We start from the raw sequence: 14,099 nt of genomic DNA, 5'->3' as shown, positions 1-14,099 counted from the left end.
TCAGCCCAAGGAGATGACCATGACCCGCCTGACCCTGTCCGAAGCCCATACGCTGGCGTATTCAATCCTCTTGCACAATGGCTTTTGCGCCGACCACGCCCAGGCGGTGAGCGACACCATCGTCGCCGGTGAACGTGATGGTTGCGCCTCCCATGGCCTGTACCGGGTACTGGGCTGCGTCAGTTCGCTCAAGGCTGGCAAGGTGGTTGCCGATGCCCGCCCGCAAGTGATTGACCAGGCGCCCTCGATCGTCCGTGTCGACGCCGGTGGCGGGTTCTCCCAGCTGGCGTTCCAGGCCGGCTTGCCGTTGTTGCAAGCCAAGGCCCGCAGCAATGGTATCGCTGCCCTGGCGATCAACCGCTGTGTGCACTTTTCCGCATTGTGGGTGGAGATCGAACAACTGGCTGAAACCGGCCTGGTGGCCCTGGCGTTCACCCCCAGCCATGCCTGGGTTGCGCCAGCTGGCGGGCACCGGCCGGTGTTCGGCACCAACCCGATCGCCTTTGGCTGGCCGCGGGCAGGCCAGCATCCATACGTATTCGACTTCGCCACCAGCGCTATTGCCCGGGGCGATATCGAACTGCACCGGCGTGCGGGCAAGGCCATTCCCCAAGGTTGGGGCGTTGACGAGCACGGCCAGGCCAGCACCGACCCCAACGTGGTCCTGGACCGTGGCGCGATGTTGACCTTCGGCGGGCACAAGGGCTCGGCGCTGGCGGCGATGGTCGAATTGATCGCCGGTCCCTTGATTGGCGACCTGACCAGCGCCGAATCCCTGGCCCATGCCGATGACAGCAAAGCCTCGCCTTACCATGGCGAATTACTGATTGCCCTGGACCCGCGCAAATTTCTGGGTGATGCCGCCGATCTGCACCTGGCCCGCGCTGAAAGCGTGTTTGCAAGTATTGAAGGGCAGGGCGCGCGGTTGCCGTCGCAGCGGCGTTATGCCGCCCGCGCGCGCAGTGTGGAGGAGGGGGTAGAGATCCCGCATGCCCTGTACAACGACCTCAAGGCGCTGCTGGCCTGACCCCCAGTGGGAGCAAGCCCTGTTCTACAGCGCGGCGCGGCTGCTCTGGCCGTCGACCAGGCGGGCGATGCCCAAGGGGTTGGCGTTCTGCAAGGCTTCAGGCAACAGCGCATCCGGACAGTTCTGGTAACACACCGGGCGCAGGAAGCGCTCGATGGCCAGGCTGCCGACCGAAGTGCCGCGTGCATCCGAGGTGGCCGGGTACGGCCCGCCATGTACCATCGCATCACAGACTTCGACACCGGTGGGGTAGCCGTTGAACAGCACGCGGCCAACTTTCTGTTCCAGTAGCGGCAGCAGCTCGGCATGGGTTTGCAGATCTGCCGCTTCGCCAATCAGTGTTGCGGTGAGCTGGCCGTGCAAGCCGTTCAAGGCTTGATGCAATTCGCCGACATCGGCCACTTCAACCAGTACGGTGGCCGGGCCGAAGACTTCTTCCTGCAGCAGCGGATCACCCTCGACCAACAGCGCCGCATCCGCTTTGAACAACTGCGGTTGGGCCTGATTGCCTTGGTGCGCATGGCCCGCCAGGTGGTTGATGTGCGGATGTGCAAGCAGCGCCTCGACGCCCTTGCGGTAACTGGTGAGGGTGCCGCTATTGAGCAGGGTTTGTGCCGGTTGCTCGGCCAATTGCGCCGCCAGTTGCTCGGTGAAGGCGCTGAACGCGGGGGCGCGCAGGCCGATCACCAGCCCCGGATTGGTACAGAACTGCCCACCGCCGAGCACCACTGAGGCGGCCAGTTCGCGGGCGATCTGCTCGCCACGCTTGGCCAGGGCCTGGGGCAGTACCAGCACCGGGTTGATGCTGCTCATCTCGGCGAACACCGGGATCGGTTGTGGCCGCGCCGCCGCCATGTCGCACAGCGCGCGGCCGCCCTTGAGCGAACCGGTAAAGGCCACAGCCTGGATCGCCGGGTGCTTGACCAGCGCTTCGCCGACGCCGGCGCCGTAGATCATGTTGAACACGCCCTTGGGCATGCCGGTGAGCTCGGCGGCGCGGATGATCGCGTCGGCGACCCGTTCGGCCGTGGCCATGTGGCCGCTATGGGCCTTGAACACCACCGGGCAGCCGGCGGCCAGTGCGGCTGCCGTGTCACCACCTGCGGTAGAGAAGGCCAGCGGGAAATTGCTCGCGCCGAACACCGCGACCGGGCCGACGCCCAGGCGATACTGACGCAGGTCGGCGCGTGGCAGCGGTTGCCGATCAGGTTGGGCGCGGTCGATCCGTGCACCGAGGCAATCACCCCGGCGCAGTACCTGGGCGAACAGGCGCATCTGTCCACTGGTGCGCCCACGCTCACCCAGGATGCGCGCAGTGGGCAGCGCCGTTTCGCAGGTCACCAATTGGACGAAGTCATCCCCGAGGGCGTCCAGTTGTGCGGCGATGGCTTCGAGGAATTGCGCGCGCCGCCCTGGTGACACACTGCGAAACGCCGGGTACGCCTGTTGTGCTGCGCGAGCGGCGGCGTCCACCTCTTCGGGCGTGGCTTGATGGAAGCGATAAGGTAGGGCTTCACCACTGCTTGCCGCATGGCTTTGCAGGGTGACAGTGCCAGCGGCGCTGCGCGCGCCGCCGATGTAGTTGTGGCCGATAATAGCCGCCATGGAACACTCCTGAAAAAGGGTGGGGTCAGGCCAGCGCACTGCGCTGGCGCGCCGACACTCAGAGGCCGACGTCCGGCAGATGCGGACGGTTGGCCAGGGCCTTGGCCATGATCTGCTCGACGTAGGCCCGATCGCTTTCTGGCAGGGCCAGGCGTGGTGGACGGGTCAGCGCGCTGCCGCGACCGGCGATGGCTTCACACAGCTTGATGCACTGCACAAGATCCGCACGCGCGTCCAGGTGCAGGATCGGCATCAGCCATTCATAGATCGGCATGGCCTCGGCGAAGCGACCGGCCTTGGCCAGGCGGAAGATCGTCTCGCCCTCTTTGGGGAACACGTTGGACATGCCCGAGACCCAGCCCTGGGCGCCGACCGCGATGCTCTCCAGCACCACGTCGTCCAGGCCTGCGAACAGGATGAAGCGGTCGCCCACTTCGTTGCGCACATCGATAAAGCGCCGGGTGTCGCCGGAGGAGTCCTTAAAGCACACCACGTTGTCGCAGTCGGCCAGGGAAATCAGGATGTCCGGGGTGACGTCGTTTTTGTAGATCGGTGGGTTGTTGTAGACCATCAGCGGCACGTCAGTGTGCTTGGCCACGTACCGATAGTGCTCGGCGGTCTCGAATGGCTTGGAGCCGTAGACCAGCGCCGGCATCAGCATCACGCCGTCGACGCCGACCTGGCGTACCGCGTTGGCCACCTTGGCGGCCTGCACGCTGGTGAACTCGGCCACCCCGCAGATCACCGGCACCCGGCTGCGGGAGGCGTCGACGGCGACTTCGGTGACGGCGATTTTCTCGTCGCTGCTCAGCGAGGTGTTCTCACCCACCGAGCCACAGACCACTAGGCCCGAGACGCCGTCGCGGATCACGTTGGAAATCACTTCGTGGGTTTTTTCCAGGTTGATCGAGAAGTCGTCGTTGAATTGAGTGGTGACCGCAGGGAAGACGCCGCTCCAGTTTACGTGCTTGCTCATGGTGTTCTCCGGTTGTTTATTGTATTTCGTATACGATATTTGAAGTGTTTATGCAGGACCAGTGTTTTTTCATGTTTGAGGCGGTTCGGTTTTCAAGGCTGTTTCGAAATCAAGGGGTTAGGCTTCAGGCGCCGGGCCAGGTGTCCGACAACCGGTAGCCCTGCGGCCAGGGATCGCCCGGATCGAGCAGCAATTGCTGGGTTCCGGTGATCCAGGCACGGCCGGAAATGCACGGGTAGATGGCCGGGCGACCGGCAATCTCGGTGAGCGATTCGATGCGGCAGTCGAACTGCGAACCGATGATCGAACGGCCGATGAAACGATCGCCGGCCTTCATCAGACCTTTGGCCTGCAGCACCGCCATGCGCGCCGAGCAGCCGGTGCCACAGGGCGAGCGGTCGATCTTGCCGGGGCGGATGACCACCGCGTTGGCGGCGCTGGCAACGCCGTCCTGATACTCGATGGGCGCTGCAATCTGGCAGAAGGAAATGTGCGCCCAGTCCGGGTTCAGCGGGTGGCGGAAACCCAGCTGTTCATTGGAGGCGTGAGTGATTTTCAGGCCTATCTCGACGATGTCCCGGGCTTCGTCGGGGCGTATGGCAAAGCCCAGTTGCCGGGCATCGGCAATAACGAAGCTGTCGCCGCCATAGGCGGTGTCGACCTGCAGCGAGCCGTGGCCTTCGACCTCGATCCAGGCGTCGAGGCGGTCGGCGAAGGACGGCACGTTCTTCACTTCCACCCGCTGTACCTTGCCGTCGCGGCAGTGGGCGACGGCCTCGATCAGGCCGCCGGGAGCCTCGAGCACCAGGTACGTCTCGGGCTCGGTCATCGGCAGAATGCCGCTGTCGAGCAGCACCGTCGACACGCACAGCGAGTTGGAGCCGGACATCGGCGGGGTGTCGGCCGGTTCCATGATGATCCAGGCCATTTGTGCGCGCGGATCCTTGGCCGGGACCAACAGGTTGACGTGGCGGAACACGCCGCCGCGCGGCTCGTTGAGGACCAGGTTGCGCAGGGTCTGATCGCGAGCGATCCAGCGTGACTGCTCCCAGACGGTGGCTCCGGGGGGCGGGGCCACGCCGCCGACGATGACGTCGCCAACTTCGCCTTCGGCGTGGCAGTTGACGATGTGGATGATCTTTGATGAACGCATTCACAGGACTCCTTGTGTTGAAGTGCAGGGCCCCATCGCTGGCAAGCCAGCTCCCACAGAGGTCCCTGTGGGAGCTGGCTTGCCAGCGATGCTTCTATTTCACCGACTTGAGAAACGCCGCCGTCTCCGGCTGCAACGGGTTGCCGATGACCTGGTCCGGCGAGCCGATTTCGTGCACCAGGCCGTTGCGAAAGAACGCCACCCGGTCCGACACATCCCGGGCAAAACGTATCTCGTGGGTCACCAGGACCATGGTCATGCCGTCCTCGGCCAGCATGCGCATGGTGTCGAGCACCTCGCCCACCAGTTGCGGGTCGAGGGCCGAGGTGGCTTCGTCAAACAGCATGTAGTCCGGCGACATCGCCAGCGCCCGGGCTATCGCCATGCGCTGCTGCTGCCCACCGGACAGCTTGCCGGGAAAAGTCTTGAGCTTGTCGCCCAGGCCCACGTGGGTCAGTTGCTTGACCGCCAGCGCCTCGGCCTCCTGCTTGTTCTTGCCCAGCACCTTGCGTGGCGCGAGCATGACGTTTTCCAGCACCGTCAGGTGTGGGAAGGCGTTCCACTGCTGGAAGACGATGCCGATCTTCTGGCGCAGGCGGTTCAGGTTCGTGTCCCGGTGGTGGACCTCGACGCCGTCGACGCGAATGTTGCCTTTCTGGATCGGCTCCAGGCCGTTGATGCACATCAGCAAGGTCGACTTGCCCGAACCCGAGCCGCCGATGATCGACACCACCTCGCCCTTGTCCACGGTCAGGTTCACGCCCTTGACCACTTCGAGGTCGCCGAAGGATTTGTGTACGTTCTCGATCTCAATCATTTTCCTGCCACCTTCTTTCCAGACGGGCGCCCAGGCGGGCAACCACCAGGCTCATGACGTAGTAGATGAGGCCCGCGATGCACAGCACCAGCAGGGGTTCCTGAATCCGTGTAACGATGGTCTGCGAGGCGCGCAGCAGTTCGACGATGCCGATCCACATCACCAGCGCGGTGTCTTTCATCACCCCCAGCACCAGATTCAGCCAGCCGGGAAACGCTACCCGGGTGGCCATCGGCAGGACGATCCAGCGCAGGTCCTGCAGGTAACTCATGCCCAGTGAGCGGCTGGCCCGGCGCACGCTCAGCGACACCGCCAAGACACCGCCACGGACAATCTCGGTGAAGTACGCGGCGGTGTAGACCCCCAGCACGATGCAACCGACGCTGAAGGCGCTGATGTCGAGGCCGACGATGCTCTTGAAGGAGTTGAACAGTACGAACTGGATCAGCAGCGGCACGCTGCGAAACACATCCAGCAACCACGCCAGCGGCAAGCTCAGCCGTGGCCACAGGGCGCGGGCCAGGCCGAACAACAGCCCGGCGAAGGTACCCAGCAGGATGGCCCAGAAGGTCAACTGCAAGGTGATCCGCGCCCCGTCGAGCAGGAACATGAAGTCGTTCCAGGTAAAACCGGTGGAAAACATGCCGAGCTCCTCAGTAACGGAACAGCCGCCAGGCCATCAGCCGGGCCAGCGCGACGATTGCCTTGGCAATCACGTAGTACAGCGCCGCCGCCAGGGCGAAGTATTCGAAGGTGCGGAAGGTCTTGACGTTGTAGTCCTGGGTTACGCCGGTGAGGTCGTTGTTAAGGCCCACGATCACCCCCAGCGAGGTCATCAGCACCGCCCAGACCATCTGGTTGGTCAGGGGGTAGAACACCACCCGCAGCAGTTGCGGGATGACGATCATCCGGTAGGTCTGAAAGGCGCTCATGCCCAGCGAGCGCGCTGCGCGCATTTGCGTGGTCGGTACGGCCTTGAGGCCGCCGCGAAAGTTCTCCGCCAGGTACCCCGCGTTGTTGAAGGTGATACCCGCCAGCAAGGCGACCCAGGAACTGACGTGCAGGCCCAGTGAGCCAAGGCCGAAATACAGGATGTAGATCTGGAACAGCGAGGGCGTGTTGCGTGCAATCGACACCCAGCCATTGGCAATGCCGCGCAACAGCGGTTGCTTGCCTTCGCGCATGACGGTCAGGGCCAGGGCAATCAATACCCCGAAGATCATCGACAGCGCGGCGGTCTCGAAGGTGACCCAGGCGCCGGCGAGCATGTCGGGCAGGGCGCGCAGCGCCGAGCGCCACTGGAAGGTGTAGTCGAAGTCAAACATGGGCCCGGTCCTCTTTGCTCGCGGCAGGTTGCAGCCAGGCTGGCAAGCGGCCACTGGCCTGGCCGCTGCAGGCCGACTCGACGCACTCGGCGAGGCTGGCGAAATGCACCGGGCGACCGGCCAGGCCCGGCCCGTAGTGGGCAAATTTGCCCGAGTTGGTCATCAGCGTGCGCGCCGCAGGCGGAATCACCGGCTCACCGAGCATGCACCAGCAGGTGTCGGTCACCAAGGTCACGCCGAAGTGTTCGAGCACCGTGATGTGGCCGGCGGCGCGGGCCTGCTCAAACACCGTTCGACCGCAAGTGATGGCCACGACCACACCCGGGTGTTTGCGCCGGCCCCGACACAGCTGCGCGAGTGCGGCGAATTCGCTGAGCGAGAAGTGCGGGTTACCCAACGACACCACATCCACCTGTGACTCTTGGGCGCTGTTGAGCTCGCGCCAGCTGTGCAGCAACTCGGCCGGTTGCAGGCGCTCGGTGGGCAGGACTGCACCGGGTTCAAGCACCTGCGCCGGGTCCAGCGCTTCGGGGGTGACCCCGGCGATATGAAACAGCGGCGCGGCCGAGGTGGTGGCAAAGGCGGCGCCGAAGGCCTTGAGGTCGTCCAGGCTCGGCTGCGCCTGTTCCAGCCCGTATACCAAGGGGATCCGCGAGCCGGCCAGGGCGCCGATGTGGTAGCCCAGCAGTGGGTAGAAGCTGTCGTCGAGCGGCTTCAGGGCAGACACCTCGACGATTAGTTGCGCCTTGCGCTGGCTGTCCAGGTGGCAGCCAATACTTGGTGCGCGGCCGGTCAGGGCGATGCAGATATCCAGGTAGTCGGGGTACTTGAGGGTGCGCGCACCCAGTACGCTGTTGGCGTAGACCACGGCGTTGGATTCGGCCCAGACGATCTGTTCGCCCTGGCTCGGCGCGCTGTCGAGCAGGTACGGCGCGCAGGTAAAACTCATCTGCGCACCCATGGCCATGTAGGCATCGCCCAGGGCGCTGGCCGGTTCGCCCAGCGCAGGATCAATGCCCAGTTCGCGCCAGCGGCGCTGGTCGACCGAGATGGCGTTGAGGGTGGTCGGCACCCGTACCTTGGCGCCCCACTGCACCAGTTGCTCGGCAAAGCGCAGGCTGGCGGGGCCGGTGTAGATGCAGCCGTCGATGTGCGCCTGGGTCACGTCGAGCAACTGCTCGGCGCCTTGTAGCTCGGCCATGCGCAGGACGATCTGCATGGCCATCTGCGCCGCCTTGCCGTGGGCGCCGTCGAGCAGCGCCTGATCTTGTTCGCTCAGGCTCAGCGCCGTTGGGTTCGTACGCTGGCCCTCGACTCGTACAAGGCCTGCGCCGCGCAAACCGGCGAAGGCCTCCCGGCCGATGCACAGCACCGGCAGGGAACGCCCGAACAGGCGTTGCGCAACCAGCACGCCGAGGGTCAGGATCTCATCGACCTCGGCCAGCACCAGTGCCGCCGGTGCGTGGCCGTTGCTGATCAGTTCCATCATCACGCTGCTGCCGGTGCACGAGCCGCGCCCGCTGGGAATAGCCAGCACGCGCCCGGCGATGCACTGGCCGCTCAGGGGATGATGACGGTCAATGACTTCGCCACTTGCGGGGTCGACCCCGCCCCAGAAGCTCAGCCCGGTATCAGCGAACAGCAAGGGGCCCTCGGCCGCGCCCTCGACCAGGCTGCGCCCGGTCAAGAGGATGGGTGTGCTGGTCATGCTGCCCACCTCAGTAGTAGACCTTTGGCACGGTCAGGTCGGTCGGGGCGATTTCAGTGCCCACCCACTTGGTGAACAGTTCGTTGTAGCGCCCGGTGCGCACCTGCTGGTTGACGAACAGGTCCAGGTAGCGCAACAGGCCATACTCGTTGCGCTTGGCGCCCAGCGATACGTAGTCGATCACGTAGGGGGCATTGCCGGCGACCTTGAGGTTCTTGTACTTGCCGGACTTGAGGGTGGCTGCGGCGACGGTGTTGGTGACCACGGTGGCGTCGATGTGCCCCTGGGCGACCGCCAGCAGGGTGTCGTTCTGCGACTGGTAGGCGCGGAAGGTGCCGCTGCCCCAGCTTTTCACATCTTTCTCCAGGGCAATGGCTTCATAGGTGCCGCTGGTGTTGCCCAGGGCTTTGCCCTTGAGGTCGTCGAAATTGTTGATGCCGGTATTGTCGCGGGTCAGCACCACCATCTGGAAGGCGAAGTAGGGCACGGTCAGGCCGACGGTCTTGGCCCGCTCAAGGGTGTCGGAGGTGGACGCCACGATCACGTCGGCGCGGCCGGAGATCAGCGCCGGGATGCGGTCGGGGAAGGGCGTTTCGACCACTTCGGGCTCGACCCCCAGCACCTTCGCCAGGTCGCTGCAGTAGTCGACGTCGAAGCCTGCGGGCTTGTTGGCTGCATCGCGAAAGCCCATGGGTGGGAAGTCCAGGGTCACGGCGCAGCGCAGCTTGCCTGAACCGATGATGTCGTCGAGTTTGTCGGCCTGGGCGTTGGCAATGCAGGCGGTACTGAGAACAGCGCTGAGGGCTACGGCAAATGTGCGGTTTTTCATAGGTGCCTCGTGGTTGGGTAAGTGCTGTTGGATATCGTATTGGTAATTTCGTATACGATATTTTATTAGCAACGGCCGTGCCTGTTTGTCTCTGGACGCAGGAATAATCCTTAAGCCCGTGAGCTAGGGCGCCTGAAGCACACGCAGGTTGTCAGGAGGGATTTGACTGCCGCGCGATGAGCGCTGCACAGGTGTTACATATCGGAGCACTGCCTGCGCGCAGCGCCCACTAAAGGAACACTCAGCGTTGGCTGTCGCGGTACTGGCTGGGTGAAAGCCCGGTGAGGGCGCGAAACTGCCGGCTGAAGGCACTGTGGTCGGTGTAACCGCAGCGCAGGGCGATGTCGGTGATCGGCAGCTCAAGGTCTTGCAGCAGGCGCGAGGCTTCTTCCAGCCGCGCCTTGTGAATCATCTGCCGCGGCGTGAGCTGAAAGATGCGTTTGCACTGGCGCTCCAGCTGCGCCACCGACAGCCCGGCGATGGCGGTCAGTTCGGCAAGGCTGATGGGGCGGCTGAAGTGGGCGCGGATATGCCCATCGACCGCGGCCAGCTTGTGAAACGCCGGGTGGTTGGACTGGGGCAATTGCAGGTCGCGGGAGATACCGGCGAGGCCGACGATGTTACCGGCGCCATCCTTGAGCGCACGTTTGTGGGTCAGGCACCAGATCGGCTGGTTGCCGAAGTACAGGTGCAGTTCGAGCTGGTCGGACAGCTCCCGGCCACTGCTGAGCACGCGGCGGTCCTGCTCGGTGTAGAGCGGGCCGAAGCGGGCGGGGAAGACGTGCTCGGCGGTGAGCCCGAGCAGGTCTTGGCAGTGCTTGCGCCCGCAGCGCCGGGCCAGGGTCTGGTTGACGAAGGCGTAGCGCGCCTCGCGGTCCTTGATGAAGAACACCACATCGTTGAGCGTGTCGAGCAGCGGCGCGATGGGTTGCAGGCTGCTGAGCAGGGTCGGCAGATCGCAGGGCGCGAAGTGGTTGAGCGTGGCGTGCATGGCGCAAAGGTCCCGGGGGCGTCCGTCCGGATCATAGGGCGCCCCCGGTGCTTACCTCAAGCGTCGCGGGTGTGTTCCAGGCACAGCAGGGTATCGATTCGCGCCGGGCTGAACGGCGGGCGCGGCGCCGAAGGTTGCCAGCCGAACAGGTGCTCGGTGGCCGCACCGCAGATCCTGCCCTGGCAGGCGCCCATGCCGCAGCGGCTGGCCAGCTTGGCCTGGCGCCAGTCGCTGTGCCCGGTGAGGGCAGCATAGGGCACGTCTTCGCAGCGGCACACCAGGGTGTCGGAGTCGGCCAGCGACTTGAGCGCAGGGTCCAGGGCGAAGGCCGTGTTCAGCGCGTTGGCAAAACCCTGCCAGCGCGCGCGGCGGTGCCACAGCCGCTGCGCCGCCTGGCGATTGCCGACCGCAGCATGACCTGCGATAGCACCTTCAACCAAGGCCCGCTCGCTGCCGCCGAAACCGGTGCATTCGCCTGCCGCGTAAACGCAAGGCTGCGACGTCGCCTGCCAGCTGTCGACGGCAACGGCCTGTCGCTCCACGGCGCAGCCCAGTGCCTGGGCGAGCTGGATGTTGGGGATCAGACCGAAGCCGCAGGCCAGTCGATCACAGGCTATTTCCACCACCTTGCCATTTTGTTTCAGGCGCACGCCTTCAAGCCGATCGCGGCCCAAGGCGGCCAGTACATGGCTGGCGCTGCGGTACTGGCGGTCGAACAGGCTGATCGACTGCAGCAGCTTGTGCGGCCAGCGCGGCAACTGTGCGGCGAAGCTGGCGATGGCGGCAGGCGAGGCCTGTTCGGCAATGCGCAGTACCCGGGCGCCATTGCTTTTGGCGGTGGCTGCACTGGCCAGCAGCAAGGGGCCGCTGCCAGCGATGACAATACCTTGGTCACGTACCGGCAGGCCGGCCTTGATCAAGGCCTGCAAGCCACCGGCGCCGGTCACGCCAGGCAGCGTCCAGCCGGGGAAGGGCAGCAGCAGTTCGCGGGCGCCGGTACAGAGAATCACGCAGTCGTAGTCGATCTGCCAGCCGCGCTCGGCGTTCTCCAGCAGCAGGGTGTTCGGGGCGGGGTTGGCGATCACCCGGGTGCTGCTGTGCCAGTGCACATTGGCGCAGGCGAGCACTTGCTCGCGCAGTCGGCGCGCCTGACCGGGTACTTTGGCCTGGGGCCCGTCGCGCCAGATCTGCCCGCCCGGCAGCGGGTTGTCGTCGAGCAGCACGATGCGTTTGGCCCTGGGCGCGGCGGCCAGGGCCGCGCTCAGCCCGGCGGGGCCGGCGCCAATGATCAGCAGGTTGGCGTGTTCGTTCATGGCCGGGTCTCCACCTGCATGCCATCGCGGCACAGGGTCTGGCAGGCCAGGCGCCGACGGCCGTCGATGCTCACCCGGCACTCCTGGCAAATGCCCATGCCGCACAGCGGTGCGCGGCGTTGGCCACTGACCGAGGTGCGCGAGCAGCCATCGCCGCCCAGCGCTAGGGCTGCGGCCACGCTGGTACCGGCAGCCACGTGCAGCGGGCGGCCATCGAGGGTCAGGTCAGGCATGGGCGAGAGCTCCGAGGAAACGATCTGGCAGATAGGGGCAGGCCGCCAGCGGCGGCGTTTCGTCGAACAGTTGTGCGCTCAGCAGGTCGGCGGTTGCCGGTGCGGTGGTAACGCCCAGCCCTTCATGACCGACCGCCAGCCACAGGCCATCCTGCTGCGGATGGCGGCCCACCAGTGGCAGGCCATCGGGGCTGGCGGCGCGAAAGCCGGTCCAGGCGCGGATGCCGTTGAGGTTGGCCAGGTCCGGCATGTACTCGGTCGCGCGTTTGAGCATGCGCGCGAGCATCCAGCCTTCCACGGCCGGGTCGGTGGTGCCGAACTGGCGTGAAGCGCCGATGAACAGCTGGCCGGTCGGGCGCGGCTGGATATTGCACGCAGTCGATGGGCCGCTGGCGTTATGCGCGCTGGTCACGTAGCCCAGCTCCACCAGGGTATGGGTGACGGTGCCGGGGTAGCGGTCGGTGATCAGCAGGTGGCCTTTCTTCGGCTCGATGGGCAGCTCCGGGCACAGGTCAACGGCCTGGATGCCGTTGGCCAGCACCACGGCCTCGGCGCTCAGCCACTGGCCGCTGTCGAGGCGCACGCGATTGCCCTCTACTGCGCTAACCCGCGCCCGACGCTGATCGATTCCTGTTGTTTCTAGCATCCAGCCGGCAGTGGCAGGGGCATAGAGGATGCCGTCGTCGTTGATCAGCAGACCGCCTTCCAGCCCTTCGCGCAGGGCCGGTTCGCGCTGGCGCACGGCGCGTCCGGCGACCAGCTCGCAGGTCACACCCTGTGCTTGCAGGACGTTGAATTTGTGCTCGGCCACGGCCATTTCTTCGGCGTTGGCCGCAAGCCACAGGGTACCGTTGCTGCGGTAGGCGCAGGCCTCTGGCAGTCGCGGGGCCAGTTCGCGCCAGCGTTGCAGCGAGTATTGGCTGAGCGCCAGCTCCGCGGGATTGTCGTCGAGCACCAGCAAGTGGCCCATGCCGGCGGCGGTGGCGCCATGCAGCCCGGCATCCAGCACCAGCACGCGCAGGCCACGGGCGGCCAGCGATTGCGCGCAGGCGGCGCCGATGATACCGGCGCCAATCACGATCACATCGGCGGCGGTAGTGCTGCTCACGGGCGAATGCCCCAGGCGAAGGGGTCGTCTTCCTGGAGGATCAGTGTGGCCTCGGCGCTGATGTGCGCACGGCCGCGGATGGTCGGGATGATGCGCTCGCCGTCGGCCTCGAACGAGCCTTCGAAGGTACTGCCGATGACGCTGGCCTGGCGCCAGGTCTGCCCTGGTTGTAGCTTGCCGTCGGCGGCAAGGCAGGCGAGCTTGGCGCTGGTGCCGGTGCCGCAGGGCGAGCGGTCGTAGGCTTTGCCGGGGCAAAGTACAAAGTTGCGGCTGTCGGCGGCCGGGTCGCCTGCGAACAGTTCGATATGATCGATCAGGCCGCCGTCTTCGCCACGGATGTCTTGATCTTCCAGCGCCTGCTGCACGGCGTAGGTGTATGCGGTCAGCGCTTCGATGTTGTCAGCGGCGACCCGCTGGCCGTGCTCGGCAATCAGGAAGAACCAGTTGCCGCCCCAGGCCACATCGCCGACCACCTGGCCAAAGCCCGGCACCTCCAGTGCCAGGTCCTTGCGGTAGCGGTAGGCTGGCACATTACGCACGCTGACCGAGTGGTCCTCGTGCAGAGTCGCCTGCACGGTGCCGACCGGGGTTTCGATGCGGTGCACGCCCGGGCCGATCCGGCCCAGGTGCGCCAGCGACGCCACCAGGCCGATAGTGCCGTGGCCGCACATGCCCAGGTAACCGGTGTTGTTGAAGAAGATCACCCCGGCGCAGGCGCTTGGCTCCACCGGCTCGCACAACAGCGCGCCGACCAGCACATCGCTGCCGCGCGGCTCGAGCATGCACGCCGTGCGCCATTGGTCGTGCGCCTCAGCCAGGCGCTGGCGGCGCTGGGCCATGCTGCCGTTGCCAAGGTCGGGGAAGCCGTCGGTGACCAGGCGGGTCGGTTCGCCGCCGGTATGGGAGTCGATCACGGTAATGCGTTTCATGGAAGGCCGCGTCCGTTCAGGGAAGTGAACGACAGAGTGGCCTGTGCCCTGCTGGGCAGGCTTGATGCCTTTAGGCTACACCGAT

General features: G+C 65.6%; 14 protein-coding genes. 1 reads left to right on the top strand and 13 read right to left on the bottom strand.

What is annotated here, in order from left to right; all coding sequences use genetic code 11:
* Positions 1 to 19: 19 nt before the first annotated feature.
* Positions 20 to 1,027 (top strand): Ldh family oxidoreductase, encoded by a 1,008-nt coding sequence (locus M5G17_RS24255; protein WP_273895400.1) that lies wholly within the window; start codon positions 20 to 22, stop codon positions 1,025 to 1,027.
* Positions 1,028 to 1,051: 24 nt separating this feature from the next.
* On the opposite strand, the gene M5G17_RS24250 is transcribed toward M5G17_RS24255, so the two are convergent.
* The 13 genes from M5G17_RS24250 to M5G17_RS24190 form a co-directional block, all read right to left on the bottom strand.
* Positions 1,052 to 2,632 carry an aldehyde dehydrogenase (NADP(+)) gene (locus M5G17_RS24250; RefSeq protein WP_273895399.1) on the bottom strand — a complete coding sequence of 527 codons (1,581 nt, stop codon included), beginning with the start codon at positions 2,630 to 2,632 and terminating at the stop codon, positions 1,052 to 1,054.
* A 58-nt stretch (positions 2,633 to 2,690) separates the two neighbouring features.
* The gene (locus tag M5G17_RS24245; protein WP_273895398.1) at positions 2,691 to 3,608 is read right to left on the bottom strand and encodes a dihydrodipicolinate synthase family protein; all 918 of its coding nucleotides are present in this window, start codon (positions 3,606 to 3,608) and stop codon (positions 2,691 to 2,693) included.
* Between the two features lie 124 nt (positions 3,609 to 3,732).
* Positions 3,733 to 4,761 carry a trans-3-hydroxy-L-proline dehydratase gene (locus tag M5G17_RS24240; RefSeq protein WP_273895397.1) on the bottom strand — a complete coding sequence of 343 codons (1,029 nt, stop codon included), beginning with the start codon at positions 4,759 to 4,761 and terminating at the stop codon, positions 3,733 to 3,735.
* Between the two features lie 94 nt (positions 4,762 to 4,855).
* Entirely contained in the window at positions 4,856 to 5,578 is a 723-nt protein-coding gene (locus tag M5G17_RS24235) for an amino acid ABC transporter ATP-binding protein (protein ID WP_273895396.1), read from the bottom strand.
* Positions 5,571 to 6,221 carry an amino acid ABC transporter permease gene (locus M5G17_RS24230; RefSeq protein ID WP_273895395.1) on the bottom strand — a complete coding sequence of 217 codons (651 nt, stop codon included), beginning with the start codon at positions 6,219 to 6,221 and terminating at the stop codon, positions 5,571 to 5,573. Before M5G17_RS24230 ends, M5G17_RS24235 begins: the two co-directional genes overlap by 8 nt.
* Positions 6,222 to 6,231: 10 nt before the next feature.
* Complete coding sequence (locus tag M5G17_RS24225; RefSeq protein ID WP_273895394.1) at positions 6,232 to 6,903, bottom strand: amino acid ABC transporter permease; 672 nt, start codon at positions 6,901 to 6,903, stop codon at positions 6,232 to 6,234.
* The gene (lhpI, locus tag M5G17_RS24220) at positions 6,896 to 8,611 is read right to left on the bottom strand and encodes a cis-3-hydroxy-L-proline dehydratase (RefSeq protein WP_273895393.1); all 1,716 of its coding nucleotides are present in this window, start codon (positions 8,609 to 8,611) and stop codon (positions 6,896 to 6,898) included. The genes M5G17_RS24225 and lhpI overlap by 8 nt, the downstream gene beginning before the upstream one ends.
* Before the next feature lie 10 nt (positions 8,612 to 8,621).
* Positions 8,622 to 9,440 (bottom strand): ABC transporter substrate-binding protein, encoded by an 819-nt coding sequence (locus tag M5G17_RS24215; RefSeq protein WP_273895392.1) that lies wholly within the window; start codon positions 9,438 to 9,440, stop codon positions 8,622 to 8,624.
* Positions 9,441 to 9,681: 241 nt separating this feature from the next.
* On the bottom strand, positions 9,682 to 10,431 hold the full coding sequence (locus M5G17_RS24210; RefSeq protein ID WP_273895391.1) for an AraC family transcriptional regulator: 750 nt from the start codon (positions 10,429 to 10,431) through the stop codon (positions 9,682 to 9,684).
* A gap of 56 nt (positions 10,432 to 10,487) precedes the next feature.
* The gene (locus M5G17_RS24205; protein ID WP_273895390.1) at positions 10,488 to 11,744 is read right to left on the bottom strand and encodes an NAD(P)/FAD-dependent oxidoreductase; all 1,257 of its coding nucleotides are present in this window, start codon (positions 11,742 to 11,744) and stop codon (positions 10,488 to 10,490) included.
* Positions 11,741 to 11,977 carry a (2Fe-2S)-binding protein gene (locus M5G17_RS24200; protein WP_273895389.1) on the bottom strand — a complete coding sequence of 79 codons (237 nt, stop codon included), beginning with the start codon at positions 11,975 to 11,977 and terminating at the stop codon, positions 11,741 to 11,743. The genes M5G17_RS24205 and M5G17_RS24200 overlap by 4 nt, the downstream gene beginning before the upstream one ends.
* Entirely contained in the window at positions 11,970 to 13,085 is a 1,116-nt protein-coding gene (locus tag M5G17_RS24195; protein WP_273895388.1) for an NAD(P)/FAD-dependent oxidoreductase, read from the bottom strand. Before M5G17_RS24195 ends, M5G17_RS24200 begins: the two co-directional genes overlap by 8 nt.
* On the bottom strand, positions 13,082 to 14,014 hold the full coding sequence (locus M5G17_RS24190) for a 4-hydroxyproline epimerase (protein WP_273895387.1): 933 nt from the start codon (positions 14,012 to 14,014) through the stop codon (positions 13,082 to 13,084). Before M5G17_RS24190 ends, M5G17_RS24195 begins: the two co-directional genes overlap by 4 nt.
* Positions 14,015 to 14,099: the final 85 nt, after the last annotated feature.

The organism is Pseudomonas rubra (assembly GCF_028656935.1).
Lineage (GTDB): Bacteria > Pseudomonadota > Gammaproteobacteria > Pseudomonadales > Pseudomonadaceae > Aquipseudomonas > Aquipseudomonas rubra.
The sequence above is the reverse complement of the archived record's forward strand: the minus strand, read 5'-3'. Positions and strand labels throughout refer to the sequence as shown.

What these genes read in the sequence shown, in the direction of transcription:
- M5G17_RS24255 (WP_273895400.1), top strand. Translation starts at nt 20, where the DNA reads ATGACCCGCCTGACCCTGTCCGAAGCCCATACGCTGGCGTATTCAATC.
- M5G17_RS24230 (WP_273895395.1), bottom strand. Translation starts at nt 6,221, where the DNA reads ATGTTTTCCACCGGTTTTACCTGGAACGACTTCATGTTCCTGCTCGAC.
- M5G17_RS24205 (WP_273895390.1), bottom strand. Translation starts at nt 11,744, where the DNA reads ATGAACGAACACGCCAACCTGCTGATCATTGGCGCCGGCCCCGCCGGG.
- M5G17_RS24235 (WP_273895396.1), bottom strand. Translation starts at nt 5,578, where the DNA reads ATGATTGAGATCGAGAACGTACACAAATCCTTCGGCGACCTCGAAGTG.
- M5G17_RS24190 (WP_273895387.1), bottom strand. Translation starts at nt 14,014, where the DNA reads ATGAAACGCATTACCGTGATCGACTCCCATACCGGCGGCGAACCGACC.
- M5G17_RS24215 (WP_273895392.1), bottom strand. Translation starts at nt 9,440, where the DNA reads ATGAAAAACCGCACATTTGCCGTAGCCCTCAGCGCTGTTCTCAGTACC.
- M5G17_RS24210 (WP_273895391.1), bottom strand. Translation starts at nt 10,431, where the DNA reads ATGCACGCCACGCTCAACCACTTCGCGCCCTGCGATCTGCCGACCCTG.
- M5G17_RS24240 (WP_273895397.1), bottom strand. Translation starts at nt 4,761, where the DNA reads ATGCGTTCATCAAAGATCATCCACATCGTCAACTGCCACGCCGAAGGC.
- M5G17_RS24200 (WP_273895389.1), bottom strand. Translation starts at nt 11,977, where the DNA reads ATGCCTGACCTGACCCTCGATGGCCGCCCGCTGCACGTGGCTGCCGGT.
- lhpI (WP_273895393.1), bottom strand. Translation starts at nt 8,611, where the DNA reads ATGACCAGCACACCCATCCTCTTGACCGGGCGCAGCCTGGTCGAGGGC.
- M5G17_RS24245 (WP_273895398.1), bottom strand. Translation starts at nt 3,608, where the DNA reads ATGAGCAAGCACGTAAACTGGAGCGGCGTCTTCCCTGCGGTCACCACT.
- M5G17_RS24250 (WP_273895399.1), bottom strand. Translation starts at nt 2,632, where the DNA reads ATGGCGGCTATTATCGGCCACAACTACATCGGCGGCGCGCGCAGCGCC.
- M5G17_RS24225 (WP_273895394.1), bottom strand. Translation starts at nt 6,903, where the DNA reads ATGTTTGACTTCGACTACACCTTCCAGTGGCGCTCGGCGCTGCGCGCC.